The organism is Sphingomonas natans (genome assembly GCF_030546695.1).
GTDB lineage: Bacteria > Pseudomonadota > Alphaproteobacteria > Sphingomonadales > Sphingomonadaceae > Sphingomonas_I > Sphingomonas_I natans.
Window position 1 is genome coordinate 50032 of record NZ_JAUOTP010000004.1, and the last position, 24654, is coordinate 74685.

Sequence of the window (24654 nt, forward strand, 5' to 3'; positions counted from 1 at the left end):
GCCCTTCTCCGCCGACGATCAAATGGGGGCGGATCGTGCAACCCCAAGCGGCCGCTTTCGTTCGCCACCTGACCCTTTCAGGAGAACGACATGCGCATCAAGATCCTCACCATCGCCGCGGCCACCGGCCTGCTCGGCCTCGCCGCCTGCAGCGAGAAGACCGGCAACGCCGCCGATACGACGCTCAACAGCGCCGCCAACGATACCGAAGCCAATTTCGACAATCTGGGCGACGCCGCCGGCAACGCATCGGACAGCGCAGCCCCTGCCATCGACAATGCGGGCGAAGCGATCTCGAACGGCGCCGACAAGGCCGGCAACGCGATCGACAACGCCGCCGCCGCAACCGGCCAGGCACTCACCAACGCCGGCAACACGATCTCGAACTCGGCGCGTTAGGTACTTGCCGCCGCTCATCCTGAGGAGCCATTGAGCTTGTCGAAATGGCATCTCGAAGGACTAGCGCTACGGCTGGTCCTTCGAGATGGGCCTTCGACTTCGCTCAGTCCCTCCTCAGGATGAGCGGCTGACCTAGAAGCTGCTCTAGTTCTCGTCGCCCATCCGGAGCGCGGCGATGAAGGCTTCCTGCGGAATGCTCACCGAGCCATATTCGCGCATCCGCTTCTTGCCCTCTTTCTGCTTCTCCAGCAGCTTCTTCTTCCGGCTCGCATCGCCGCCATAGCATTTGGCGGTCACGTCCTTGCGCATCGCCGCGATCGTCTCGCGCGCGATCACCTTGCCGCCGATCGCCGCCTGGATCGGGATCTTGAACAGATGGCGCGGGATCAGGTCCTTAAGCCGTTCGCACATCCCTCGGCCCCGGCTCTCGGCCGTGCCCCGATGGACGATCATGCTCAGCGCATCGACCGGCTCGGCATTGACCATGATGCTCATCTTGACGAGGTCGCCCTCGCGATAGCCGATCTGATGATAGTCGAAGCTCGCATAGCCGCGGCTAATCGACTTCAGGCGATCGTAAAAGTCGAACACCACTTCGTTGAGCGGCAGATCGTAGGTCACCTGCGCGCGCCCGCCCACATAGGTCAGGTTCTTCTGCACGCCGCGCCGGTCCTGGCACAGCTTCAGGATGCTCCCGAGATATTCGTCCGGGCAATAAATGACCGCCTCGATCCACGGCTCCTCGATCGACGCGATCTTGCTGGGATCGGGCATGTCGGCGGGATTGTGCAGCTCGATCTCGCCGCGATCGTGGGCGAGCTGGATCTTGTAGACCACGCTCGGCGCGGTCGTGATCAGGTCGAGATCATATTCGCGCGTCAGCCGCTCCTGGATGATCTCCAGGTGGAGCAGGCCGAGGAAGCCGCAGCGGAAGCCGAAGCCGAGCGCCGCGCTCGACTCCATCTCGAAGGTGAAGCTCGCATCGTTGAGCCGCAGCCGGCTGATGCTTTCGCGCAACTTGTCGAAATCGGCCGCATCGACCGGGAAGAGCCCGCAGAACACGACCGGCTGGACGAGCTTGAAGCCCGGCAGCGCCTCGGCCGCGGGCTTCTTGGCGTCGGTGATCGTGTCGCCGACCGCGGTCTGCGCGACCTCCTTGATCTGCGCGGTGATGAAGCCGATCTCGCCCGGCCCCAATTCGGTCAGTTGCTCGATCTTCGGCCGGAAGCAGCCGACGCGATCGACGAGGTGCTTGGTCCCGCCCGCCATGAACGCGATCTCCGCGCCCTTGCGCAGCACGCCCGCCATCACGCGGACGAGGATGACCACGCCGAGATACGGATCGTACCAGCTGTCGACGAGCATCGCCTTCAGCGGCTGGCTCGCATCGCCCTTCGGCGCCGGGATCCGCTCGACGATCGCGTCGAGGATCTCGTCGATGCCGATGCCGGACTTGGCCGAGGCGAGGATCGCGTTCGAGGCGTCGAGCCCGATCACGTCCTCGATCTCCTTGCGCACCTTCTCGGGCTCGGCGGCGGGCAGATCGATCTTGTTGATGACGGGCACGATCTCATGATCATGCTCGATCGACTGATAGACGTTGGCGAGCGTCTGCGCCTCGACGCCCTGCGCGGCATCGACCACCAGCAAGGCACCCTCGCACGCGGCGAGACTGCGGCTGACTTCGTAGGCGAAGTCGACATGGCCCGGCGTGTCCATCAGATTGAGGACATGGCCCTTCCAGTCGAGGCGCACGGTCTGCGCCTTGATCGTGATGCCGCGCTCCTTCTCGATATCCATATTATCGAGCACTTGCGCGCTCATCTCGCGCTCGGTGAGGCCGCCGGTGCGCTGGATCAGGCGATCGGCGAGCGTCGATTTGCCATGATCGATATGCGCGATGATCGAGAAATTGCGGATCTTGTCGAGGGGAGTCATGGCGTGCGCCTAGCAGGCTGCGCGGATCAGCCCAAGCCCGTGTCGCGACGGCGCCGACAACAAGCGTGGCGTGTCAGTGAATCCCGCCGCGCGGAGCCAGACGGCTGCGCTCGACCGACTGGCGCGGCAGGCGGCGGGCGGCCGGCGGCCGCTTGCGCCCCGCCGGCGCCTCGCTGGCGCCCTCCAGCCACGTGAGCAGCGCCGGCAGCGGCATCGGCCGCGCGAACAGATAGCCCTGCGCCATGCCGTAGCCGAGATCGCGCACCTGGCGCAGCTGGCGCTCGGTCTCGACGCCCTCGATGATGCAATCCAGCTCCAGCGTGACGCACAGGCCGAGGATCGCGGCGATGATCTTGCTGCCCGAATCCTCGTCCATATCCGCGATGAAGCTGCGATCGACCTTCACCTTGTCGAGCGGCAGGCGGTTGAGATAGCTCAGGCTTGAATAGCCCATCCCGAAATCGTCGAGCGCGATCGAAACGCCCAGCCCGCGCAGCAGATTGATGCCGACCACGGCGGCGTCGAAATCGCGCATCAGCGCGGTTTCGGTCAGCTCGAACGTGACGCGCCTGGGATCGACCCCCGCCTCCCCGATCGCCTCCACGAGCAACCGGATCGTGCCGGGCGAGACGATGTCGTGCGCGGACAGGTTGAACGACAGCCCGATCCCCGGCGGGATCGCGGCGAAGTGCGCGAGCGCGAGCCGGAACAGCTTCACGGTGATCGGATGCATGAGGCCGACGCGCTCGGCGGTGGTGATGAAGCGCTCCGGCCCGATCACCCCCATCGACGGGCTGGTCCACCGGCCGAGCGCCTCGACCGCGAGCACCGTCCTGGTCTCGGTCGACAGGATCGGCTGAAACTCGACATGCAATTCACGGTCGAGATCGGCGGTCTGCAACGCCGTCTCCAGCGCCCGTTCGGATCGGATCCGGGTCTCGTGATCGCTCGAAAAGACGGCGCAGCCGCCGCGTCGCATGGTCTTGACGTTGTAGAGCGCATAATCGGAGCGGTCGAACAGCTCGTTGGCGGTCGCGCCCGCATCGGGGAAGAGCGCCAGGCCGATCGAGCAGCCGAGCGCCACGCGGTGATCGTCGATATCGAACGGCTGCGTCAGCAGATCGCAGATCCGCTGGCCGATCGCCCGCGCACGATCGGTATTGCCGATCAGCAGCAGGCCGAACTCATCGCCGCCGAGCCGCGCGACGACCAGGTCGGGGCCCGACAATGCCTTCAGCCGCGCCGCGACCGCGATCAGCAGGCGATCGCCGACCGCGTGGCCATAAGCATCGTTGATCGGCTTGAAGCGATCGAGATCGAGCGCCCCGACCGCGAAGCGCTCCCCGCGCGCGGTGCAGTCGGCGAGCATCGTTTCGAGACGGGCGAAGAAAAAGCGTCGGTTGGGCAGGCCCGTCAACATCGGTGAGCGCGAGGCGGGCATTCTCCTCGCCCAGGCGCTGCGCCTCGGCCTGCTGCGCGGCCAGGCTCGCCTGCGATCGGATGAGCTTGGTGAAGCCGTCGAAGCTGTTGAGCAGCACGCGGATCATGACCCCGGTGACGAGCGCGGTGTTCAGCGCCATCGCGATGAACACCGGATTTCCGAGATAGAGATAATAGATCAGCAGCGGGGTCGTGATCGTGAAATAGACGAGCAGGGCCGCCTGCGGCAGATGGACGAGGCAGAAGATGCAGCCGATCACGGTGATCGCGATGAAGACCGAGACATGGGCATGTTCGAACGGCCCGCCATATTGATCGAGCGCCAGCGCCCAGCTCAGGAACGCGATGCAGATCGGCAGCGCGGACATCGTCGTGCTCCGCAGCGACGCATGCGCCCGCCGAAAGCCGATCGTCGCGGCAAGTTCCGCAAAGAAAGTCCATGTCAGAATCCGCCATGCGGAAATGCAGATCAGCACGCTGGTGACGCCCACCGTGAGCCAGCCCGGCGCATAGCGATAATGCGTATAGGTTACCGCCAGCGCATTGATGATCAATAGGGCGTAAAGGAGCGGTATCTGCCGTTTGAGCTCCTCATATTGCGCTGCGACTACGCCGGGATCGCGCGAGAAACCGGACCATTGCTTGATACGCTGAGGCACATCTTGTCCTATACGATTGTCCAGGCTCAGACTGCAGAATCGAATTTGCGCGACCGTCTTTGCACGGAAGATCATAATAAGACGCTAAACGGCGCTTTTTGCAAAAAGACCCGCGGCATTGCAGAATGTTATACTGAGCTCGTCGTGTAATCGAGTCGTTGCCGGAGATTAACCTTTTGCTCGCGCGTGCGAGCGAGCGGCTGAACTTCGCGCGGCAGGCCATTTCGTCGTCGCGGGTCTTCCCGCCGGGGCCGGCAGTTGCAGGGCGGCTATCGCCAGGACTATAGCTCTCGCGAATTAACTCTATGCTATTAACATAGATTATGTCAGGCATGCGGGGCGCTGCGAATTCGCCGGACCGCAGACGCGCGGTTTGTGATCTTGCGCAGACGCGGGAGTTCCTGTGCCGGCGAGTTTCCTGTCCGTTCCCGTTCTTTCGAAGGCGTGGTAGAAATGCCCGGTTCGCTCGGCTTTCTCGCGGGAGGCGGCGAGATGGGCGCGCGCATCCGCGCGCACGCCTGGTCTGATACGCCGCTCGGCCCGCCCGAAGGCTGGTCGCAGGCGTTGCGCATCGTCGTCCGCTTCCTGCTCGATACGCGTCACCCGACCAACATATTGTGGGGCGAGCAGGCGATCTGGCTTTACAACGATGCCTATCGCGTGTCGCTCGACGGGGACCGGCACGCAAACGGGCTGGGCTCCCCGGCCCATGACGTCTGGGGTGAGATCTGGCCGTTGATCGGTCCGCAAATCGATCAGGTGATGGCGGGCGGCGAAGGAACCTTTCACGAAGACCAAGCGATGCACGTTACGAAGGACGGACGCCTTCGGGAAGAATATTGGACGTACAGTTTGAGCCCGGTTGACGACGAGGAGGCCGACGGCGTCGGCGGGATATTGGTCATCTGCACCGAGACGACCGAACAGGTGCTCGGCGCCCGGCGGCTAATCGAGCAGAATGAGAAGCGCTACGCGCTCTTCCAGCGGCTGCCCGGCTTCGTCGGCATCCTGCGCGGTCCCGATCACGTCTATGAATATGTCAACGATTCCTATCGGGCGTTCGCCGGCTCGCGCGATCTGATCGGCCACCCCGTGCGCGAGCAATTCCCGGAGCTGCACGGGCAAGGCTTTTTCGAGCTGCTCGACGGGGTCTATGCGACCGGTGAGCCGATCGTGCTGCATTCGAGCCCGATCCGCTTGGCCGGCGAGGATCATGACCGGTACATCGATCTCCGCTACGATCCGATCTACGACGATTCCGGCGCGATCACCGGGATTTTCGTCGGCGGATACGACCTGACCGATCGTGTCCGGGCCGAAGCCCGCCGGGAAGCGCTGGCCGATTTCAGCGAGCGCGTGCGCCATCTGGCCACGGCACCGGACATCGCGTTCGCCGCTTCGGAGTTGATCGGCAGGACATTGGGGGTGAGCCGGGCGGGCTATGGGACGATCGATGCCGTCGCCGAGACGCTCTGCGTCGAGCGGGACTGGAATGCGCCGGGAATCGCGCCCCTGCCCCCCATCGTGCAGCTACGCGATTATGGCTCGTTCATCGATGATCTGAAGCGCGGCGCGGAGATCACGATCCCCGACGTGAGGCTCGACGTGAGGACGGCCGCGCTCGCGCCGGCGTTCGAGGCGCAGAGCGTGCGCGCCTTCGCGAATGTGCCGGTGATCGAACACGGCACGTTGGTCGCGGTCCTGTACCTCAACCATGTCACGGTTCGCCACTGGCCGGACGACGATATCGCCTTCATCCGCGAATTTGCGGAGCGGACGCGGACGGCGGTCGAACGGAATCGGAGCGAAGAGGCGCTGCGCGCGCTGACCGCGTCGCTGGAGCAGCAGGTCGAGGAGCGGACCCGCGAACGCGATCGACTGTGGGAGACGAGCGAGGATCTGCTCGTGACCGCCGGCTATCATGGCGAACTGTTTCGGGTGAGTCCGTCCTGGACCCGGAACCTCGGCTATGACGAGCAGACCCTGCTTGCCGGTTCCTACATGGATTTCGTCCATCCTGACGACGCCGCCAACGTCGTCGCGCGCATGACCGAGATGCTGGAAAGCGGGCAGCCGACCCGCTTCCAGAACCGGGTGATGGCCAGTGACGGAAAGTGGCGCACGATCGCCTGGTCGCTGGCGCCCGACCCCGATGGTCGGCGGCTCAACGCCGTCGGCCGCGATATCACCGGCGAGATCGAGTCCGACGAGACGCGCGCGATCCTCGAGGAACAGTTGCGTCAATCGCAGAAGATGGAAGCGGTGGGCCAGCTCACCGGCGGCATCGCGCATGATTTCAACAATATGATCCAGGGGATCACGGGCAGCCTGCAGATCGCGACCCGCCGCCTGGCGCAGGGCCGCACCGACGAGATCGACTCGTTCATGGCGCGCGCCATCACCTCGGCGGGCCGCGCCGCCGCGCTGACCCATCGGCTGCTCGCCTTCTCGCGCCGCCAGCCGCTCGATCCGCGCTCGGTCGATGCGAACGCGCTGGTCGTCTCGCTGGCGGACATGTTCCGCCGCACGATCGGCGAACGGATCATCCTCCAGCTCGTCCAGGCCCCCGGCCTCTGGAAGACGTTGTGCGATCCCAACCAGCTGGAGAGCGCGCTGCTCAATCTGGTGATCAATGCGCGCGATGCGATGCCGAACGGCGGCACGCTCACGATCGAGACGCGCAATGCCGAGCTGGACAAGGACTATGTCCGCAGGCTCGCGGACGTCCGCCCGGGCCAATATGTCTGCGTCAGCGTGTGCGACACCGGCACGGGCATGTCGCCCGAGACGATTTCGCGCGCCTTCGATCCTTTCTTCACGACCAAGGCGATCGGGCAAGGCACGGGGCTGGGTCTTTCGATGACCTATGGCTTTGCGCGCCAGTCGGAAGGCTTTGCCCGCATCTATAGCAAGCTCGGCGAGGGCACGTCGGTTAACCTCTATCTGCCTCGTGACGTGAACGAGGCGGAGGCGGACATCGTTCAGCCCGAGCCGGTCCGCGCGCCCGTGGCCGGCCAGGGCCAGGTCATCCTCGTCATCGAGGACGATACGATCGTCCGTGGTCTGGTCGTCGATGTGCTCACCGAATTCGGCTACCGCGTCATGCAGGCGCCGAACGGCCAGAGCGGACTGGCGCTGCTGCAATCCGATCCGGCGATCGATCTGCTTCTGACAGATATCGGCCTGCCGGATCTCAACGGCCAGCAGGTCGCCGAGACCGCCCGCGCGCAAAGGCCCGACCTGAAGGTGCTGTTCATGACCGGCTATGCCGAGACGGCCGCCAATGCCGCGGGCTTTCTGCAGCCGGGAATGGCGTTGATGACGAAGCCGTTCCGGGTCGAGGACCTGACGATCCGCGTCCGATCGATGATCGACGCATAAGCGGGGCTCACGGCAGCGACCAAAAGGCCTACAATGCGCGGGCGCGCTTCGCTGCCGGCAGGCGTGGCACGCCCCGGGAGATCGTCGTGAGTGAAGGTGCAAAGCCATGGGACGGTGCGCTGGTCCGCACCTGGCTCGAGAGCCGCTTCGTCGCCGCGCGCGCGGATCAGGTGGCCGCGGAGAAATATGGCCGTCAGCGGCAGGACGATTGCGACAAGGCCGCCGCCGAGGAGATGATCTGCGCCTCCCTCAAGGGCAAGGAGGCGACGAACGACCAGACCGCCTTTGCCGAAGAGCTGAAGACGCTGCTGGCGCGCGACGTCTATGTCTGCCGCGGCATCTACGACGACGATCGCTTCGATCGGCATGTCCGGACCTACATCCGCAAGCTCGCGAAGATGACCAAGACCAACGAAGGCTTCGCGAACCTCCGCCGCTATCAATAAGCGTTGGTGATACGATGGCCCTGCCCGGCCCCGTAAAGATCGCGCCGGGCGACCGCATTTTCCCTTTTGCAATGTAGGATTCGGTGTGACACGTGGTCTGTCCGCTTGCTCTCTCAGGAGTCGGACATCATGGCCTCTCGCCCCTTCGTCAGCACTCGCTTGCCCCACCGCCCGCTGAGTGGCGCGCCCCCGCGCGAGCGCGCACGCCCGCGCAGAGGTGCGACTTTCCAGTGACGTTCCGATCGCGGAGACCCCGTGCCGGGGGGTGACGTAGTGTCAACTTTGTCAACTTCCGCGCCGTCCGCCGCTTCAGCCCAGTCCCGCCTCGCGGATCGCGGCGATCGATCGCGCAAACCGTTCCTCCGCCGCTCCGGAGATTACCGCATAAGGCAGGCCGCGCCGCTCCAGCTGCTCGCGCGAACAATCGAAGAATGTCTGGCGCCGCACGGGATCGCCGAAGAAGCGCGTGCCGTCGTCCACCCACGGCAGATCGATATCGAGCAGCAGATACAGGTCCGCCGTCTCGTCGAAGGTCGCGAACCAGGGATCGCTCCGCTCGAACAGCATCTCCGCCCAGGCGGCGGTCATCAGCGGATCGGTATCGAGGATCAGGCGGCCGTTGCACTGGCGCAAGGTCGCGCGCGTCATCGCCGCATGCGTCTGCCCGATCGAGAGCAGGTCCGCCATCGTCAGCTCCAGCCCATAGGCCTCGCAATAGGTGCGGCCATATTCGGGCAGGTAGATCGTGTCGAAATGGCGCGCGAGGCGCGGCGCCAGCGTCGATTTGCCCGTGCTCTCGGGTCCGTGCAGGCAGATCGTCTTCGCATCGAACCGGTCCGTCATGTCGTCGCCCGCTCCGCGCGCAGCCAGGCGCGCCACCCCCACAGCGACATTAGCAGGAACAGGACGTACAGCAGCGTCGTGACCTTGAGGTCGCGGCTCCAGTACAGGGGAATGGCGACGAGATCGACCGCGACCCACAAGGGCCAGGTCTCGATCAGCCTTTTGGCCTGCAGCGCCTGCGCGGTGACGCTCATCGCCGCGACCGCGCCGTCCCAATAGGGGTTCACGGCATCGGTGAAATGCCGCATCCCGCTGCTCCACGCGAGCCAGGCGAGCGCGCCGACGAGAGTCCACAGCATGCGCCCACGCCAGTCCAGCCGCTCGACGAGGATATCGCCCATCCGCCCCGCCGAGCGCCGCCACGCCCACCAGCCATAAAGCTGGACGGCGACGAAGAAGAGCTGGAGCAGCGCATCGCTATACAGCCGCTGTTCGAAGAAGACCGGCGCATAGAGGATGACCATCGCCAGCCCGAACGCATAGTTCCAGATGCTGCGACGGATGAGCAGGACGATGTTGATCACGCCCAGCGCGGCGGCGACGGCTTCCAGCGGGCTCACGGCGGCAATGCCTAGATCATCGCTCGGAATCGCGCCAGAGGCCGCCGGACCGCCCCACGCGGTCGTCTGCATCATGCCCGCAATAGGGCCTTGCCGCCGCGGAAGCGCATCGCTAAAGCGCCGCGACTTGGCTCGCCGGACCCGCCTGACCCACAGGCGATCGAGGGTATCGGACTCCGTCGGGGAGTAGCTCAGCCTGGTAGAGCACTGCCTTCGGGAGGCAGGGGCCGGAGGTTCGAATCCTCTCTCCCCGACCATTGATTGTCGCGCCGAAAGGCCTGCGGGCATCGCTTGGGCGGTTCGGCGCTGGCCATTGCCCCCTTCGATTGACAGCGCGCCGCCGCCCGCTTCAGGTGAGCGATACCGAGCGACCGGAGGATCGGGTGAAGCAATCGTACGATGTCGTGATCGTGGGTGCCGGGCATGGCGGCGCGCAGGCCGCGATCTCGCTGCGCCAGAACAAGTTTGAAGGCACGATCGCGATGATCGGCGAGGAGCCGGAGCTCCCTTATGAACGCCCGCCGCTCTCCAAGGATTATCTCGCCGGCGAGAAGAGCTTCGAGCGGATCCTGATCCGCCCTCCGGCTTTCTGGGACGAGCGCCATATCGCGATGCTGCTCGATCGCCGCGTCACCGCCGTCGATCCAGCCGCGCACAGCCTGACGACCGAAGATGGCGCGACGATCGGTTATGGCACGCTGATCTGGGCGACGGGCGGCGCGCCCCGCCGCCTTTCCTGCACGGGCCACGATTTCGCGGGCGTCCACACGGTGCGCACCCGCGCCGATGCGGACCGGATGATGGCCGAGCTGGACGGAGTGACGCGCGCGGTCGTCATCGGCGGCGGCTATATCGGGCTGGAGGCGGCGGCCGTGCTCGCCAAGTTCGGCAAGCAGGTCGTACTGCTCGAAGCGCTGGACCGCGTGCTGGCGCGCGTCGCGGGCGAAGCGCTGTCGCGCTTCTACGAAGCCCAGCATCGCGCGCATGGCGTCGAGGTCCGGCTTGGCGCGAAAGTGGACTCGATCGAGGGCGCCGACGGCAAGGTCACCGGCGTGCGCCTCCACGATGGCGAAGTGCTGGCGTGCCAGATGGTCATCGTCGGCATCGGCATCATTCCCGCGGTCGAGCCGCTGATCGCAGCGGGCGCCGAGGGCGGCAACGGTGTCGCGGTCGACGGCCAATGCCGGACGAGCCTGCCCGACATCTTCGCGATCGGCGATTGCGCGCTCCACGGCAACGGCTTCGCCGATGGTGCCACGATCCGCGTCGAATCCGTCCAGAATGCCAATGATCAGGCGACGGTCGTCGCGAAGACGATCACCGGCGGCGATGTCACTTATGATGCCGTGCCGTGGTTCTGGTCGAACCAATATGATCTGCGCCTGCAGACGGTCGGGCTTTCGATCGGATATGACGCCGTCGTCGAGCGGGGCGACCCCGCGACGCGCAGTTTCAGCATCCTCTATCTGAAGCACGGCCGCGTCATCGCGCTCGACTGCGTCAACGCGACCAAGGATTATGTGCAGGGCCGCGCGCTGGTGTCGGGCGGCGCGAGGATCGATCCGGCGCGGCTGGCGGACGCTTCGGTGTCGCTGAAGGAGCTCGCGGCCTCGTCCTGATCGCCACCCGTCATTGCGATCAAATGACCCGGCAGTGGAACGATCGGGCGCGGCATCCTTTTCTACCGTGATGCAGCATGAGACGACGACCCTCGTCGAGGGCAAGCCGGCGCCCCCCGTGGATCTGATCCGCGGCGCCAGCCTGTTCCTCGATTTCGACGGCACCCTGGTGGAGATCGCCGATCGGCCCGACGCGGTGATCGTCGATGATCGCCTGCGCGCCGTGCTGACCGCGCTCGACACGGCGCTGGAGCGCCGGCTCGCCATCGTCACCGGGCGCCCCGCCGCCGAGGTGGAACGCCTGCTCGGCCTTGCCCGGCTGTCGGTCAGCGGCAGCCACGGTGCCGAGATCGTCTGGCCCGATGGTCGGCGGCGCGAGGCCGCGCCGCCCGCCTGGCTGGCGCCCACCGTCTCGCGTCTCGAGGCGTTCAGCCGCGATCGGCCGGGTGTTTTGGTCGAGGTCAAGCCGTTCGGCGTCGCGCTCCACTATCGCCAGGCGCCCGAGGCCGAACTCGCCTGCCAGCGCTTTGCCGAAAGCCTGACCGAGACGAGCGACATCCATCTCCAGCGCGGCAAGATGGTCGTCGAGTTCCGCGTGCCCGGCGCCGACAAGGGCGACGCGATCACGGCCTTCATGGCCGACCGCCCGATGATCGGCACCCGCCCGATCGTGTTCGGCGACGATCTGACCGACGAGGCCGCGTTCGCCGCCGCCAAGGCCCTCGGCGGGATTGGCGTGCTCGTCGGCGACGATCGGCCGAGCGAGGCGCAGTATCGGCTCGCGGGCGTGCCCGAGACGATCAACTGGCTGGAAGCGGCCGCCCGGGTGGCGGCGTGACCGCGACGCTCGATCTCTGGCCGATCGGCAATTGCCAGGTCAGCGCGCTGATCGATCGCGACGCGCGCATGATCTGGGCCTGCGTGCCGCGCGTGGATGGCGATCCGCTCTTCTCCGCGCTGATCGGCGGCGAGACGCCGGACACCGGTTATTGGGCGATCGAGCTGGAGGACTGCGTCTCCGTCGAGCAGAGCTATGTCCGCAACACGCCGATCCTGATCAGCCGCCAGACCGATGCACTCGGCAATGCGATCGAGGTCATCGATTTCTGCCCGCGCTTCGAGCGGCTGGGGCGCAGCTATCGCCCGACCGCCTTCGCGCGAATCGTGCGCCCGGTCGCGGGCAGCCCGCGCATATGCATCCGGCTGCGACCGACCTGCGGGTGGGGCGGCGGCTGCGCGATCCGCACCGGCGGATCGAACCATATCCGCTTTCCGGGCGAGACCCTGACGCTGCGGCTGACGACCACCGCCCCAGTCGGTATGATCCTGGAAGAGAAGATCTTCCGGGTCGAGCGCCCGCTTTATTTCTTCCTCGGCCCGGACGAGAGCTTCTCGGGCAATGTCGAGGCGACGCTGGAGGAGATGCTTCAGAACACCACCTCCGAATGGCAGCATTGGGTGCGCGGCCTCGCCATCCCGCTGGAATGGCAGGATGTCGTCATCCGCTCGGCGATCACGCTCAAATTGTGCCAGCACGAGGAGACCGGCGCGATCGTCGCGGCGCTTACCACCTCGATCCCCGAACATGCGGGGTCGCAGCGCAACTGGGACTATCGCTACTGCTGGATCCGCGACGCTTATTATACGGTCCAGGCCCTCAACCGGCTCGGCGCGCTCGACGTGCTGGAGGGTTATCTCGAATATCTGCGCAACATCGTCGACAGCGCCAAGGGCGGGCATATCCAGCCGCTCTACGGCGTGCTCGGCGAGGCGACGCTGGAGGAGAGGTTCGCGCCAGATCTCGCCGGCTATCGCGGCATGGGGCCGGTGCGCGTCGGCAATCAGGCCTATGAGCAGATCCAGCACGACGCTTATGGGCAGATCGTTCTGTGCAGCGTGCACGCCTTCTTCGATCATCGCCTGTTCCGCCCCGCCACGATCGAGGATTTCACCGCGCTGGAGCGCGTCGGCGAGCGCGCCTGGGAGTTTCACGACCAGCCCGATGCGGGTCTCTGGGAGCTGCGCACGCGCCAGAGCGTGCATACGTACTCCTCGGCGATGTGCTGGGCGGCCTGCGACCGGCTCGCCAATGCGGCGCATGCGCTGGGCTTGGCCGATCGGCGCGATTACTGGGCCGAACGCGCCACGACGATCCGCGACGGGATCATCGACGCGGCCTGGCGGCCCGACACCGAGCGCATGTCCGCGACCTTCGCCGGCGACGATCTCGACGCGAGCCTGATCCAGCTGCTCGACCTGCGCTTTCTCGCACCGGAGGATCCGCGCTTTCTCGGGACGCTGCGCGCGGTGGAAGATGGCCTGCGGCGCGGATCGCATATGCTGCGCTACGCGACCGAGGACGATTTCGGGCTGCCCGAGACGGCCTTCAACGTCTGCACCTTCTGGCTGATCGAGGCGCTGCAGGCGACGGGGCGTTCGGACGACGCGCGTGCCTTGTTCGAGGAAATGCTGACGCGGCGAACCTCCGCCGGCCTGCTGTCCGAGGATATCGATCCCGTCACCGGCGAACTCTGGGGTAACTACCCGCAAACCTATTCGCTCGTCGGCATGATCAACTGCGCCGCGATGCTGAGCAAACCGTGGACCTCGATCCGATGAGCCGCCTGATCGTCATCTCGAACCGCGTCTCGGCGCCGACCGGATCGCATTCGGGCGCGCAGGGCGGGCTCGCCGTCGCGCTCTCGGCGGCGTTGCGCGAATATCGGGGCATCTGGTTCGGCTGGTCGGGCGAGACGACCGAGCAGTTCACCGGTCATATCAACCTCCAGCGCGCGCACGACATCACGACCGCAACGGTCGATCTCGAAGCGCAGGACGTCGAGGAATATTATGACGGCTATGCGAACCGGACGCTGTGGCCGCTCTTCCACTACCGGATCGATCTCGCCGAATATGAGCGCGGCTTCGCCGGCGGCTATCAGCGGGTCAATCAGCGTTTCGCGGATACGGTCCGTCCCCTGATCGAGCCGGACGATGTCGTGTGGGTGCAGGATTATCACCTGCTTCCGCTCGGCGACGAGCTGCGCAAGCGTGGCTGCGCGAACCGGATCGGCTTCTTCCTCCATATTCCGTGGCCGCCGCTGCGGTTGCTCTCGACGCTGCCCGAAGCCGCGCAGCTCGTCCGCACGCTGTTCGCCTATGACGTCGTCGGCCTCCACACCGAGGAGTGGCTCGAATCCTTCCGCGATTTCGTGGTCACCGAGCTGGGCGGCACGGTCGATGGCGACGTGGTCAGCCTCGACGGGCGGAGCATCCGCGCGATCGCCTGCCCGATCGGAATCGACGCGAAGGAATTCGCGGCGCTTTCGCGCAGCACGCGCGCGCGGCTCGCCTTCCGCCAGATGCGCGACAGTGCGGTCGGGCGCGACATGATCGTCGGCGTCGACCGGCTCGATTATTCCAAGGGGCTCGAAGAGCGGTTCCTCGGCTATGAACGCTTCCTCAAGGAGCATCCGGGCGAGCGCAAGGAGGTGTTCCTCCTCCAGATCGCCCCGCCTTCGCGCGGGTCGGTCGAAACCTATCAGAAGATCCGCACCGGTCTCGAGGGTCTTTCGGGACGGATCAACGGCGCCTTCGCCGATCTCGATTGGGTGCCCATCCGCTACGTCAATCAGGGCTATCCGCGCGACGTGCTGGCGGGCGTCTATCGCGCCGCGAAGATTGGGCTGGTGACGCCGTTGCGCGACGGGATGAACCTCGTCGCCAAGGAATATGTCGCCGCGCAGGATCCCGAGGATCCCGGCGTGCTCATCCTCTCCAAGTTCGCTGGCGCCGCGATCCAGCTCAAGCAGGCGGTGATCGTCAATCCCTACAGCGCCGAGGAGATGTCCGACGCGATCATCACCGCGCTGAAGATGCCGCGCGAGGAGAGGATCGAGCGCTGGCGCGCGCTGATGGACAATGTCGAGCGCGAGGATGTCATCTGGTGGCGCCAGCGCTTCACCGACGTGCTGCTCAACGTGCCTCAGGCGGCGGACGCTGCCGCCCCCGCCCCGGTCGGCTGAACCGTCACGTCGGCGCGGGTGCGGACGAACGCGCCCGGCATCTCGTCGCGCATGAAGGCGAGCATCGCCTCGCGCACGTCGCAGCGCAGATCGAACGCGACGGTGGCGTCGCGGGCGGTCATCAGCGCGCGTACCTCGATCGCGTCGGGCTTCACGTCGGTCACCTGCAGATTGAAGAAACGCTTGTCCCAGCGCGGATTGGCCTGGACGACCTCGCCGAGCTTTGCCCGCAGCCGATCCACGTCGGTAGCGGGATCGAGATACCAGACCACGCTGCCCAACAGCTGGCTCGTCTCGCGCGTCCAGTTCTGGAAGCTCTCCTCGAGGAATTTCGAGACCGGCACGACCAGCCGGCGCTCGTCCCAGATCTTCACGACGACGAAGGTCAGGCGGATATCCTCGATCCGCCCCCATTCGCCGTCGATGATGACGACGTCGTCGAGCCGGATCGGCTCGGTGAACGCCATTTGCAGCCCGGCGATGAGGTTCTTGAGCGCGGGCTGCGCGGCCGCGCCGATCGCCAGCGCAGCGAGACCGGCCGAGGCGATCAGAGTGACGCCGATCGTGCGGATGCTGGGGATGCTCATCAGCATCAGGCAGAAGGTGATCCCGACCACCACGAACATCGCCACCCGGTGAAGAATGCCCGCCCGCGTCCGGCGGCGGCGCGCGCGCAGATTGTCCTCGACGCTGATATCGGCCTGCGCCTGCACCACCCGGTTGATCGCGCCGAGCAGCCGCATCGCCAGCCAGCCAAGCAAGGCGGGCATGACGAGGCCCAGCACGCGCCGCCACGCAATCTGCGCGCCCTCGGTCATCTCCAGCGCCGGCTGGAGCGCCGACAGGGAAAAGACGACGAGCAGCCACCGGATCGGCCCGCTCAGGCATTCCAGCATCAGATCGTCGACGATCGTGCGCGTCCGCCGCGCGGCGCGCACCGCGACGAACATCGCGATCCGGTGGAAGAGGAGTGCGCCCAAGATCGTCGCGACGATGGCGACGATGTCCGCCAGCCAGAGCGGTGCGCCGGGGAGAAAACTCGTCAAGATGATGCTCCGGAGATCATGACCTTCGGGAGCAACGGCACCGAAGCCGCGCCGTTCCCTCTTTAGCGCCGCTTGCCGTTATGCCGGATGTTCGAGGGGCGCCCGCGCCGCCCCGTCGCCATCCGATCGCGCCGCACCCCGCCGCCGCGCATCGGCAGATGGTTCGCGCCTTCGGCCAGCTCAAAGCGGAGCGAACCGCCGATCGGGTCGGCTTCGACCAGCCGCAGCGCGAGCTTCATGCCGCGCACGTAGCGATCGCCGCTCTCCTCGCCTTCCAGCGCCTGTGCGGCCTCGTCATAGCGGAAACGCTCGGCGCCGAGCGTCGAAACGGGAACGAGGCCGTCGCCGCCCAGCCCTTCAACCGTCGCGAAGAAGCCGAAATTCTTGACGCCGGTGATCCGGGTGTCGACCAGTTCGCCGACCTTCGTCGCCATGAACGCGGCGACATAGCGGTCGACCGTCTCACGCTCGGCCTCCATCGCGCGGCGCTCGGCCGCCGAGATCGCCTGCCCGACGACGGACAGATCCGCCGCATCCGCCGGCGCAAGGCGCGTCTGCTCGACCGCTGGCTCAAGCTTGTACGCGCCGACGAGCGAGCGGTGGACGAGCAGATCGGAATAACGCCGGATCGGGCTAGTGAAATGCGCGTAGCTGGCAAGGCTCAGGCCGAAATGCCCCTGGTTGGCAGGCGCATAATAAGCCTGCGTCTGCGAGCGCAGGATCTGCTCCATCACCTGCGGCCGGAAATCGACGTCGCCGATCTTCTCGATGATGCGGTTGAAGGTCGCGGGGCTGATGACCTGGCCGAGTGCGAAGGACACGCCGAACGTGTCGAGATAGTCTTTGAGCGCGACGAGCTTCTCGCGGCTGGGCGCCTCGTGGACGCGGTACATGACCTGCGCCTTCTTCGCCTCCAGCGCCTTGGCGGCGGCGACGTTGGCGGCGATCATATAATCCTCGATCAGCCGGTGCGCATCGAGCCGCTCGCGTGGCGCGACGGAAAGGATCCGCCCCTTTTCGTCAAGCACGACGCGGCGCTCGGGCAGATCGAGGTCGAGCGGCTCGCGCGCGTCGCGCGCCTTGGCGAGCAGCGCCCAGGCCGCCCACAGCGGCTTGAGCGACGCTTCGAGCAGCTCGGCCGGCACGGGCCGCAGCACGACCTCGTCGCGGCCGTCGATCGCCGCCTGCGCATCCTCGTAGGCGATGTTCGCGGCGATGCGGACGACGGCGCGGGTAAAGCGCCAAGCCTTCAGCGTCCCGTCGGCCGCGATCGTCAGGTGGCAGGCCAAGGCGGCGCGATCGGCGCCCTGCTTGAGCGAGCAGATGTCGGCCGAAAGCGTCTCCGGCAGCATCGGCACGACGCGATCGGGGAAATAGACGCTGTTGCCCCGGCGGCGCGCCTCACGATCGAGATCGGAGCCGGGGCGGACGTAGAAACTGACATCGGCGATCGCGACGACTGCGACGAAGCCGCCGGCATTGGCAGGATCCTCGTCGGGCGCCGCCCACACGGCATCGTCATGGTCGCGCGCATCGGCGGGATCGATCGCGGCGATCGGGAGGTGCCGCAGATCCTCCCGCCCCTCGCCCAGCGGCTGACGCGCCATGCGCTCCGCCTCCGCGATCGTCTCTTCGGAGAAGCGATCGGGAATATCGAACTTGTGGATCGCGATCAGGCTGAAGCTGCGCGGCTCGAAGGGCTGGCCCAGGCGCTCGGTGACGCGCGCCATGACCCGCGGCGGCCGCCCGGCCTTCTCGGCCAGCACGAGATCGCCCGCGCGCGCATCGCCCGCGTCCGAGACCTGCAGTTCGCGCCGCTCGCGCTTGTCCACCGGCTTGAGCCACAGCCGATCGCCTTCCTGATGGAGCACGCCGAGGATCAGCTCCTCGCCGCGCGCCAGCTTCTTCATCGGGTGCGCGACCCAATTGGTGCCCGCCTCCTCCGTCCGTGCGAGCAGCCGGTCGCCGATCGCTAGGGCGGCGCCCTTGCGGCCCTTCTCGACGATGCGCAGCCGCGGCGGCGGCTGATCGGCATGCCAGCTCTCGGGCACGGCGTAAGCCTGTCCGCCGTCGCTGATGTCGATGACGCGCAGGACGGTGACCTTCGGCACGCCGCCCATCTTGTGGAAGGCGCGGCCGGGAGCGCTGTCGATCAGGCCCTCGTCGGCCATGTCCTTCAGCAGCGCCTTCAGCGTGATCTTCTCCTGCCCGTGCAGGCCGAAGGCGCGCGCAATCTCGCGCTTGCCCGCAGGCGTATCGCTGGAGGCGATGAAATCGAGGATCTGCTGGCGGCTGGGAAGCCCGGGCGTGGTGGGACGGCGCATCACCGAGCCATAGAGAGGATCGGCGGCGCTGTCCCTACCGATGCCGCGATCACGCCATCAGCGGAAAATCCGGCCGGCGGCGTAACTGCTCCAGTTGCTCGTTATCGACCTCGCCCAGCGTCTCGGAGACGAGCAGATAGGTTGGGCGATCGGGCAGCTCTGTGCGCGTCGCGAACAGGACGAGCTCGGCCAGCGAGCCTTGCATGTCCTCACCCTCGGTCTGCGTGAGCGTGCAGGCTTCGTCCCAGTCCGGCGTCGGTATCATGCAATATCCTCGATGACGTGCGCCGTGTGGAGCGAACGGGCCGCTCCCCCCGACTGGCCTGCTTTGACGCGAATGACAGCGTGACCAACGGCTAAGCTGTCCGGCATGCCCGCACAAGAGCGCCGCCTCCTCTCCAGCCTAAGGCTGCGGCGCGGCATTCGGTTGTGTCGCCAAATCGGATGGTACGGACTTCTGCATGTCCGCCATTTCGGCCGCCGTCTTGAAGTCGACCAGTTCCACCTGAAAGACGAGGTCGGAATTGGCGGGGATCGGTCCCGATGCCTGGGCGCCATAGCCGATCGCCGCCGGGATGCAGAGCCGCACGATCCCGGTACGACTCATCATCTGCAAGCCCTGCGAAAATCCGGGGATCACCCCGGAGACCGGAAGCGGCGATCGCATCCCCTGATCGAACACGACGCCGGTTGCCGCCAGATAGCCGATATAGTTGACGAGGACGGTGGCGTCTGCCGCCGGCTTGGCGCCGGAGGCCGGGCGCAGCATGTCGTACCCCAGACCCGAAGCCGTGCGCGCGCCGCACAGCCGCTGAGCCGGCGCGATGATCGGGTTCAGCGGCAAGGCGATGATCGCGTTGCTCGTCACGATCGGCTTCGGCGCGACGCTGCGCGGCTTGGCCGGGCGCGCCGTCGCCGCGATTGCCGCAGGCGTCGCCCACAGGAGCGGGATGATCGCGAATGCGAGGCGGCCGGGCTTGCACGAGGAGATGTTCATGTGCGCGCCATAGGCAGAGCCCGGGCGCGCGATCAAGCCGGCTGCCGGCCGCGGCGTCTGTCCGGACGTCGGATGAAGCCGCGACGCCGCCCGTTCAGCCGATGCATGGCGAGGGCAGACTCATAATATGCCAGCGATGCTGACCATTTTGTGTTGAAACTGGACGGATCGAGGCGTAGGCGCCGCGCCGATCCTGGAGAGGGTCGCTTGGCACTCCGCCGATTCGATCGAGGCGCATCCGCGTCCCGGCCGGTCTCTTTGTCGACTGCCGTCCGGACCGCTTCACGGGTCCGATGGCAAGACCCGCCCGTGGCCCGCCGATGCCCGTTCCGGCTGCCCAGCAGGACATCTCCATGCCCGCACATCCTCTCCACCCTTCGCCCGTCCACGGCACGGCCGCGCACAGGACCGGCCTGTGGGCGCGCCTCTCCGCCGCGATCTGTCTGCTGCTGGGGATCGTGACCGGCGTGCCCGGCGCGTGGCTCGCGGGGCTGGGCGGATCGCCTTATTATTTGATCCTCGGGCTCGCGCTGGCCGCCAATGCCGTCCTGCTCTGGCGGGGCGCTCGACGCGCGTACCTGCTTTATGCGGTCATCCTCCTGGCGACGATGGCCTGGGCCTTGTTCGAGGTCGGCTTCAATTTCTGGCCGCTCGCGCCGCGCGGCGACATCCTCGTCCCGTTCGGCCTGTGGCTGCTCGCGCCGTGGGTCGTGCGTTCGTTCCCCATCGCACGTCGGCCGTGGCGGATGCCGCTGGTGGGCGCCATCTTTGCCTCGCTGATCGTCGTCGGGATCGCGCTGGCGAAGACCAATGACGATATCGCCGGCTTCCTCCCGACGCGCATCGTCGGCGCGCTGCCGCAGACCGATCTCGCCGCCGTGCCCGACGACGAATGGCAGGCTTATGGCCGCACCGGCGCGGGCGATCATTTTTCGCCCCTCCACCAGATCACGCCGGCCAATGTCGGCAATTTGAAGGTCGCCTGGACGTTCCGGACCGGCGACATGAAGGGTCCGAACGACTCGCTCGAGACGACCGACGAGGTGACGCCGCTCAAGATCGGCGACACCGTCTATCTCTGCTCGCCCCACCAGAAGGTGTTCGCGCTGGACGCCGCGACCGGCAAGCAGAAGTGGGTGTTCGATCCGCAGGTGAAGGACGATCCGACCTTCCAGCACCTGACCTGCCGCGGCGTCTCCTATCATGCGACCCCGGCAGACGCGCGCACCTCCGACGGCGCGCCTGCACCGCTGGAATGCCGGCAACGCCTGTTCCTGCCGACCAACGACGGCCGGATGTTCGCGATCGACGCCACCACCGGCAAGCCGTGCGCGGGCTTCGGGCAAGGCGGGCAGGTCGATCTGAAGGACGGCATGACCGTCAAGCACAAGGGCTTCTACGAAGGCACCTCGCCGCCGGTCGTCACCCGCCAGATGGTGATCATGGCCGGCGCGGTGATCGACAATTATTCGACCAACGAGCCTTCGGGCGTCGTCCGCGGCTTCGACGTCTATACCGGCAAGCTCGTCTGGGCCTGGGATTCGGGCGCGATCGACGAGAATGCGCTGGCGTCGGCGACGCATCACTACACCGCCAATTCGCCCAACAGCTGGTCGATCTCGGCGGTCGATGAGAAGCTCGGCCTCGTCTATCTGCCGATGGGCGGACCCGCGCCGGACATCTGGGGCGGCAATCGCACGCCCGAGATGGAGCGTTACGGCAGCGCGCTCGTCGCGCTCGATGTCAACACCGGCAAGCGCGTCTGGTCTTACCAGACCGTCCACCACGATCTGTGGGACATGGATCTGCCGTCGCAGCCCAGCCTGCTCGATCTGCGCACCGCCAAGGGGATCGTCCCCGCCATCTATGTGCCGACCAAGAGCGGCAATATCTTCGTCCTTGATCGCCGCACGGGCAAGCTGATCGTCGGTGCTCCCGAGCGGCCCGTGCCGCAGGGCGCGGCGCCCGGCGATCGCCTGTCGCCGACCCAGCCCTTTTCCGAGCTTACCTTCCAGCCGAAGGAGAAGCTGACCGACGCGAACATGTGGGGCGCGACGATGTTCGATCAGCTGGCGTGCCGCATCCAGTTCAAGCGGATGCGCTACGAAGGGCCGTTCACGCCGCCCAGCACGCAGGCCACTTTGGTGTTTCCGGGTGACGTCGGCATGTTCGAATGGGGCGGCATCGCCGTTGATCCCTACCGCCAGATCGCGATCGCGAATCCGATCGTCTTCCCGTTCGTCTCCAAGCTGCTGCCGCGCGGACCGAACAACCCGGCCGCTCCGAATGCGACGCATCCTTCCGGCAGCGAGACCGGCGTACAGCCGATGTACGGGGTGCCGTTCGGCGTGCAGCTCAACCCGTTCCTGTCGCCGCTCGGCTTCCCCTGCATGGCGCCGCCTTGGGGCTACATGGCCGGGATCGATCTCAACACGCACAAGATTTTGTGGAAGCACAAGGTCGGCACGACGCGCGATGCCACGGCGGTGCCTTTGCCCTTCAAGCTCGGCATGCCGATGCTGGGAGGCACGATGGCGACGGCGGGCGGGGTCACCTTCCTGACCGCGACGATGGACAATTATATCCGCGCCTTCGACGTAACGTCGGGCAAGATGCTGTGGCAGGCGCGCCTGCCGGCGGGCGGCCAGTCCACGCCGATGAGCTATGCGCAGGGCGGCAAGCAATATGTCGTGACGGCAGCGGGGGGCCACGGCTCGTTCGGCACCAAGCTCGGCGATTATGTGATCGCCTATGCGCTCCCCTGAGGATGCTTCATCGGCGGCGTGATGCTCAAGGCAATGCGCGCCGCCGGTCGGAAGGCGATCTTCCATCCCGATCCGGGGGAGCGAAAGACGGGGCAATCCACGCGCTCACAACGTGACGTCACTGCTTCTCAACAGCGGCACGTTCCGTCTGCCGGTGTTGGCGAGCGTGTCGACCGCAGCAAACCCAGGGAAACGGAGCCCGACCGCGGTTTCGATGTCGGCGATCGCGCGCTGCTGCTGCTTGGTGCCCCGATCACCATTTTCTCGAAGAATGGCTTGCTCGCAATCTCATCGGTCTGTTCGCGAACGAACCCGGCCGCCTTCAGCGGGCCCTTGCTATCGTCACGCCAGGCGACGACCTTGAAAAAGCGTCGGGGCACGCGGATGTCGGGCATCGGCACGTCCTCGCGCGGGCCACCTTTCAGAAGGTCCCCGATCAGCGGATCATCGAACTGGAAGATCGGGCCGGTGATCACGATGCACCGCTCGCCCGCCGCGATCGTGGTGGAGAGGATATGATCTTCGAGATCACCCCACTCCTTGTCGTTGAACCCATGTTCCTGCGGGCACACGTTCGTCAGGCAGAACGTGTGCACCTGCGCGCGCGCGGCAATGGCCGGCTTGCCCCACACCGGATCGAGCTGCCGCACCATATGGCCCCGATCGAACGCGCGGGCGCGACTTTGCCCCGGTGAGAAGATCCTATCGTCGGGCTGGAACTGCTCGTCGATCCGCGGATCATAGGACCAGCCAGGACGGTCGCCATGGGCGGCAACCTTCTTCCCGTCGATATCGACCATCGTCCAGATCGGCATGCGCCTCCGCGCATTCATCTGGATCGAGAAATGCTCGTAATGGAGGATCTTGTCTCCATTCTTCGCAAGCGCAATCTCGCGGGCGACATCGGCGTTCGGGATCGGAAATTCGACCTTTAGGCCGAGAAAATCGAGGTCGTGGCCCGTCGCGCCGGAAAAGTGCGACAGGTCGCGCCGCACGAGCTCGAACGGCGCCGAGAAGGTGGCGGCCTTCGCCGGGGTCCGCGCAAGCGGCACCGCGCCGGCAAGGGGGTTACCCGCATTCGCCTGGATCTTGCCGAGCGCAGCAGTCGCCGCTGCAGCGAACGGTCCGGCGGCCGCGCCCAATTCGCGCAGCTGAACGAGTATCCGGCTGATCCGGACGCCCTCGTTCGCGACCCAGTCGATCTGATCGTCCGGATCGCCAATCAGCGCCGGGGTTCCGTCCTTCTTGAGCACCACCGGCTGGCCGGAACCGGGATCTGTTGCCGTCTTGGCGATCGCCTGGCGATGCAGCGCGACGACGAACCATTGATCGTTGAACACCGGCGCGCCTGAAGATCCCTCCTCGGTATCCGCGGTGTAATAGAGAAAGTTGTTCGCGGGATCCGGCGCGCCCGGCATGTCATATTTGTAGACGATGATCTTATTGCCCCGCAGCGTTACCTGCTTGGGCTGACCGCGCGGATGATGAATGAGCGTCGCACAGCTGTGATCCGTGATCTTTCCCGTATCCGCGAACAATGGGAGCCAGCCGAAGTCCGCAATATGGGCGCCCGTCGGACTGACGTCCGCCACCGCGACGATGGCGAAATCGAGAGCCTCATCGTTCACATAGAGCGTCTGGGGATCCAGCGCGAAGGGATGCGGCGCCCTTAAACGCCCGAAGCGGTCCTCCTCGGCATCGAACGTGGCCGCGCTGGCTGCGGCATGATCGAACGTCGGCAGGACATGATGATTGGTCATGAGCAGGCCGGGCGCGATCAGGAAGCCCGAAGCCTCGCCCGCCGTCTGCGGATCCGGCACATATATGCGGCAGACGGAGCGCGCGGCGACGAAGCCAAGATCGAGGTAACGGATCGGCAGCTTGTCGTCGTCGTCGAAGGTCCGCTCCAAGTGGAGCCGCTCGCCCGGTTTCAAAAATCGGCGGCGATCGGCGATCGCCTTGTCCTGCATGGCAGGTGCCATGGCGGACTGCAGTTCGGCATCCTTCGCCGCCGCCGCTGCGGACATCCTCAAGGCGGCTTCGAGAATCCGATCGGCATCGATCATCGCGTCACTCCTGAAACGAGAGTTCGCACTCGACCGCTATGATCCAGGAGCATCCCCGATATCAGCCGGTCGTTCACCATCACTTGATGTCTCTGAGCAACGAGCGAGTCTCGATCGTCCTTCGAGTAACCTGAGATTACGACAAG

The 24654-nt window shown here is 66.1% G+C and carries 17 protein-coding genes and 1 tRNA gene; 9 read left to right on the forward strand and 9 right to left on the reverse strand.

The features are described 5' to 3' along the window. Positions 1-90 precede the first annotated feature (90 nt). Positions 91-399 carry a hypothetical protein gene (locus Q4F19_RS09915; protein ID WP_303542094.1) on the forward strand — a complete coding sequence of 103 codons (309 nt, stop codon included), beginning with the start codon at positions 91-93 and terminating at the stop codon, positions 397-399. Between the two features lie 144 nt (positions 400-543). On the opposite strand, the gene lepA is transcribed toward Q4F19_RS09915, so the two are convergent. Both lepA and Q4F19_RS09925 read right to left on the reverse strand, forming a co-directional pair. Then, entirely contained in the window at positions 544-2337 is a 1794-nt protein-coding gene (gene lepA / locus Q4F19_RS09920) for a translation elongation factor 4 (RefSeq protein WP_303542096.1), read from the reverse strand. Between the two features lie 73 nt (positions 2338-2410). Then, on the reverse strand, positions 2411-3706 hold the full coding sequence (locus tag Q4F19_RS09925) for a putative bifunctional diguanylate cyclase/phosphodiesterase (RefSeq protein WP_303542098.1): 1296 nt from the start codon (positions 3704-3706) through the stop codon (positions 2411-2413). Between the two features lie 1183 nt (positions 3707-4889). Between Q4F19_RS09925 and Q4F19_RS09930 the strand changes: the two genes are divergently transcribed. Together Q4F19_RS09930 and Q4F19_RS09935 are read left to right on the forward strand one after the other, a co-directional pair. Beyond that, positions 4890-7817 (forward strand): PAS domain-containing protein, encoded by a 2928-nt coding sequence (locus Q4F19_RS09930; protein WP_303542100.1) that lies wholly within the window; start codon positions 4890-4892, stop codon positions 7815-7817. A gap of 86 nt (positions 7818-7903) precedes the next feature. Further along, a complete protein-coding gene (locus Q4F19_RS09935; protein WP_303542111.1) occupies positions 7904-8263 on the forward strand; it encodes a hypothetical protein in 360 nt (119 codons plus the stop codon). A 309-nt stretch (positions 8264-8572) separates the two neighbouring features. Here Q4F19_RS09935 and Q4F19_RS09940 read toward each other — a convergent pair whose 3' ends face one another. Both Q4F19_RS09940 and pnuC read right to left on the reverse strand, forming a co-directional pair. Continuing rightward, complete coding sequence (locus Q4F19_RS09940; RefSeq protein WP_303542113.1) at positions 8573-9106, reverse strand: AAA family ATPase; 534 nt, start codon at positions 9104-9106, stop codon at positions 8573-8575. After that, a complete protein-coding gene (gene pnuC / locus Q4F19_RS09945; protein WP_303542115.1) occupies positions 9103-9738 on the reverse strand; it encodes a nicotinamide riboside transporter PnuC in 636 nt (211 codons plus the stop codon). The genes Q4F19_RS09940 and pnuC overlap by 4 nt, the downstream gene beginning before the upstream one ends. A 108-nt stretch (positions 9739-9846) precedes the next feature. On the opposite strand from pnuC, the gene Q4F19_RS09950 reads away from it, so the two are divergent. The 5 genes from Q4F19_RS09950 to Q4F19_RS09970 all read left to right on the forward strand — a co-directional run bounded on the left by Q4F19_RS09950 (position 9847) and on the right by Q4F19_RS09970 (position 15310). After that, positions 9847-9923 (forward strand) — tRNA-Pro (locus Q4F19_RS09950). A gap of 126 nt (positions 9924-10049) precedes the next feature. Next, positions 10050-11285 carry an NAD(P)/FAD-dependent oxidoreductase gene (locus Q4F19_RS09955; protein WP_303542117.1) on the forward strand — a complete coding sequence of 412 codons (1236 nt, stop codon included), beginning with the start codon at positions 10050-10052 and terminating at the stop codon, positions 11283-11285. 70 nt (positions 11286-11355) lie between these two features. Beyond that, entirely contained in the window at positions 11356-12123 is a 768-nt protein-coding gene (otsB, locus tag Q4F19_RS09960) for a trehalose-phosphatase (RefSeq protein WP_303542119.1), read from the forward strand. Further along, positions 12120-13904 (forward strand): glycoside hydrolase family 15 protein, encoded by a 1785-nt coding sequence (locus Q4F19_RS09965; protein WP_303542121.1) that lies wholly within the window; start codon positions 12120-12122, stop codon positions 13902-13904. The genes otsB and Q4F19_RS09965 overlap by 4 nt, the downstream gene beginning before the upstream one ends. Further along, entirely contained in the window at positions 13901-15310 is a 1410-nt protein-coding gene (locus Q4F19_RS09970) for an alpha,alpha-trehalose-phosphate synthase (UDP-forming) (protein WP_303542782.1), read from the forward strand. Before Q4F19_RS09965 ends, Q4F19_RS09970 begins: the two co-directional genes overlap by 4 nt. On the opposite strand, the gene Q4F19_RS09975 is transcribed toward Q4F19_RS09970, so the two are convergent. The 4 genes from Q4F19_RS09975 to Q4F19_RS09990 all read right to left on the reverse strand — a co-directional run bounded on the left by Q4F19_RS09975 (position 15271) and on the right by Q4F19_RS09990 (position 19677). Then, positions 15271-16356, reverse strand: a complete 1086-nt coding sequence (locus tag Q4F19_RS09975; protein WP_303542123.1) for a mechanosensitive ion channel family protein — start codon at positions 16354-16356, stop codon at positions 15271-15273. The two genes, Q4F19_RS09970 and Q4F19_RS09975, sit on opposite strands and share 40 nt — an antisense overlap. Positions 16357-16418: 62 nt before the next feature. Then, positions 16419-18680 (reverse strand): ribonuclease R family protein, encoded by a 2262-nt coding sequence (locus Q4F19_RS09980; protein ID WP_303542125.1) that lies wholly within the window; start codon positions 18678-18680, stop codon positions 16419-16421. Between the two features lie 49 nt (positions 18681-18729). Beyond that, positions 18730-18945, reverse strand: coding sequence for a hypothetical protein (locus tag Q4F19_RS09985; protein ID WP_303542127.1), 216 nt, complete (start codon positions 18943-18945; stop codon positions 18730-18732). Between the two features lie 138 nt (positions 18946-19083). Then, a complete protein-coding gene (locus Q4F19_RS09990) occupies positions 19084-19677 on the reverse strand; it encodes an FKBP-type peptidyl-prolyl cis-trans isomerase (protein WP_303542129.1) in 594 nt (197 codons plus the stop codon). 353 nt (positions 19678-20030) lie between these two features. Between Q4F19_RS09990 and Q4F19_RS09995 the strand changes: the two genes are divergently transcribed. Next, on the forward strand, positions 20031-22442 hold the full coding sequence (locus tag Q4F19_RS09995) for a glucose/quinate/shikimate family membrane-bound PQQ-dependent dehydrogenase (protein WP_303542131.1): 2412 nt from the start codon (positions 20031-20033) through the stop codon (positions 22440-22442). 128 nt (positions 22443-22570) lie between these two features. Here Q4F19_RS09995 and Q4F19_RS10000 read toward each other — a convergent pair whose 3' ends face one another. Continuing rightward, positions 22571-24508: a DNA/RNA non-specific endonuclease gene (locus tag Q4F19_RS10000; protein ID WP_303542133.1), complete on the reverse strand. Its 1938-nt coding sequence runs from the start codon at positions 24506-24508 to the stop codon at positions 22571-22573. Positions 24509-24654 lie beyond the last annotated feature (146 nt).

Excerpts from the sequence above, each read along its gene's own strand:
- Q4F19_RS09915 (WP_303542094.1), top strand. The coding sequence starts at position 91 with ATGCGCATCAAGATCCTCACCATCGCCGCGGCCACCGGCCTGCTCGGC.
- lepA (WP_303542096.1), bottom strand. The coding sequence starts at position 2,337 with ATGACTCCCCTCGACAAGATCCGCAATTTCTCGATCATCGCGCATATC.
- Q4F19_RS09925 (WP_303542098.1), bottom strand. The coding sequence starts at position 3,706 with ATGCTCGCCGACTGCACCGCGCGCGGGGAGCGCTTCGCGGTCGGGGCG.
- Q4F19_RS09930 (WP_303542100.1), top strand. The coding sequence starts at position 4,890 with ATGCCCGGTTCGCTCGGCTTTCTCGCGGGAGGCGGCGAGATGGGCGCG.
- Q4F19_RS09940 (WP_303542113.1), bottom strand. The coding sequence starts at position 9,106 with ATGACGGACCGGTTCGATGCGAAGACGATCTGCCTGCACGGACCCGAG.
- pnuC (WP_303542115.1), bottom strand. The coding sequence starts at position 9,738 with ATGCAGACGACCGCGTGGGGCGGTCCGGCGGCCTCTGGCGCGATTCCG.
- otsB (WP_303542119.1), top strand. The coding sequence starts at position 11,356 with ATGCAGCATGAGACGACGACCCTCGTCGAGGGCAAGCCGGCGCCCCCC.
- Q4F19_RS09970 (WP_303542782.1), top strand. The coding sequence starts at position 13,901 with ATGAGCCGCCTGATCGTCATCTCGAACCGCGTCTCGGCGCCGACCGGA.
- Q4F19_RS09980 (WP_303542125.1), bottom strand. The coding sequence starts at position 18,680 with ATGCGCCGTCCCACCACGCCCGGGCTTCCCAGCCGCCAGCAGATCCTC.
- Q4F19_RS09985 (WP_303542127.1), bottom strand. The coding sequence starts at position 18,945 with ATGATACCGACGCCGGACTGGGACGAAGCCTGCACGCTCACGCAGACC.
- Q4F19_RS09990 (WP_303542129.1), bottom strand. The coding sequence starts at position 19,677 with ATGAACATCTCCTCGTGCAAGCCCGGCCGCCTCGCATTCGCGATCATC.
- Q4F19_RS09995 (WP_303542131.1), top strand. The coding sequence starts at position 20,031 with ATGCCCGCACATCCTCTCCACCCTTCGCCCGTCCACGGCACGGCCGCG.
- Q4F19_RS10000 (WP_303542133.1), bottom strand. The coding sequence starts at position 24,508 with ATGATCGATGCCGATCGGATTCTCGAAGCCGCCTTGAGGATGTCCGCA.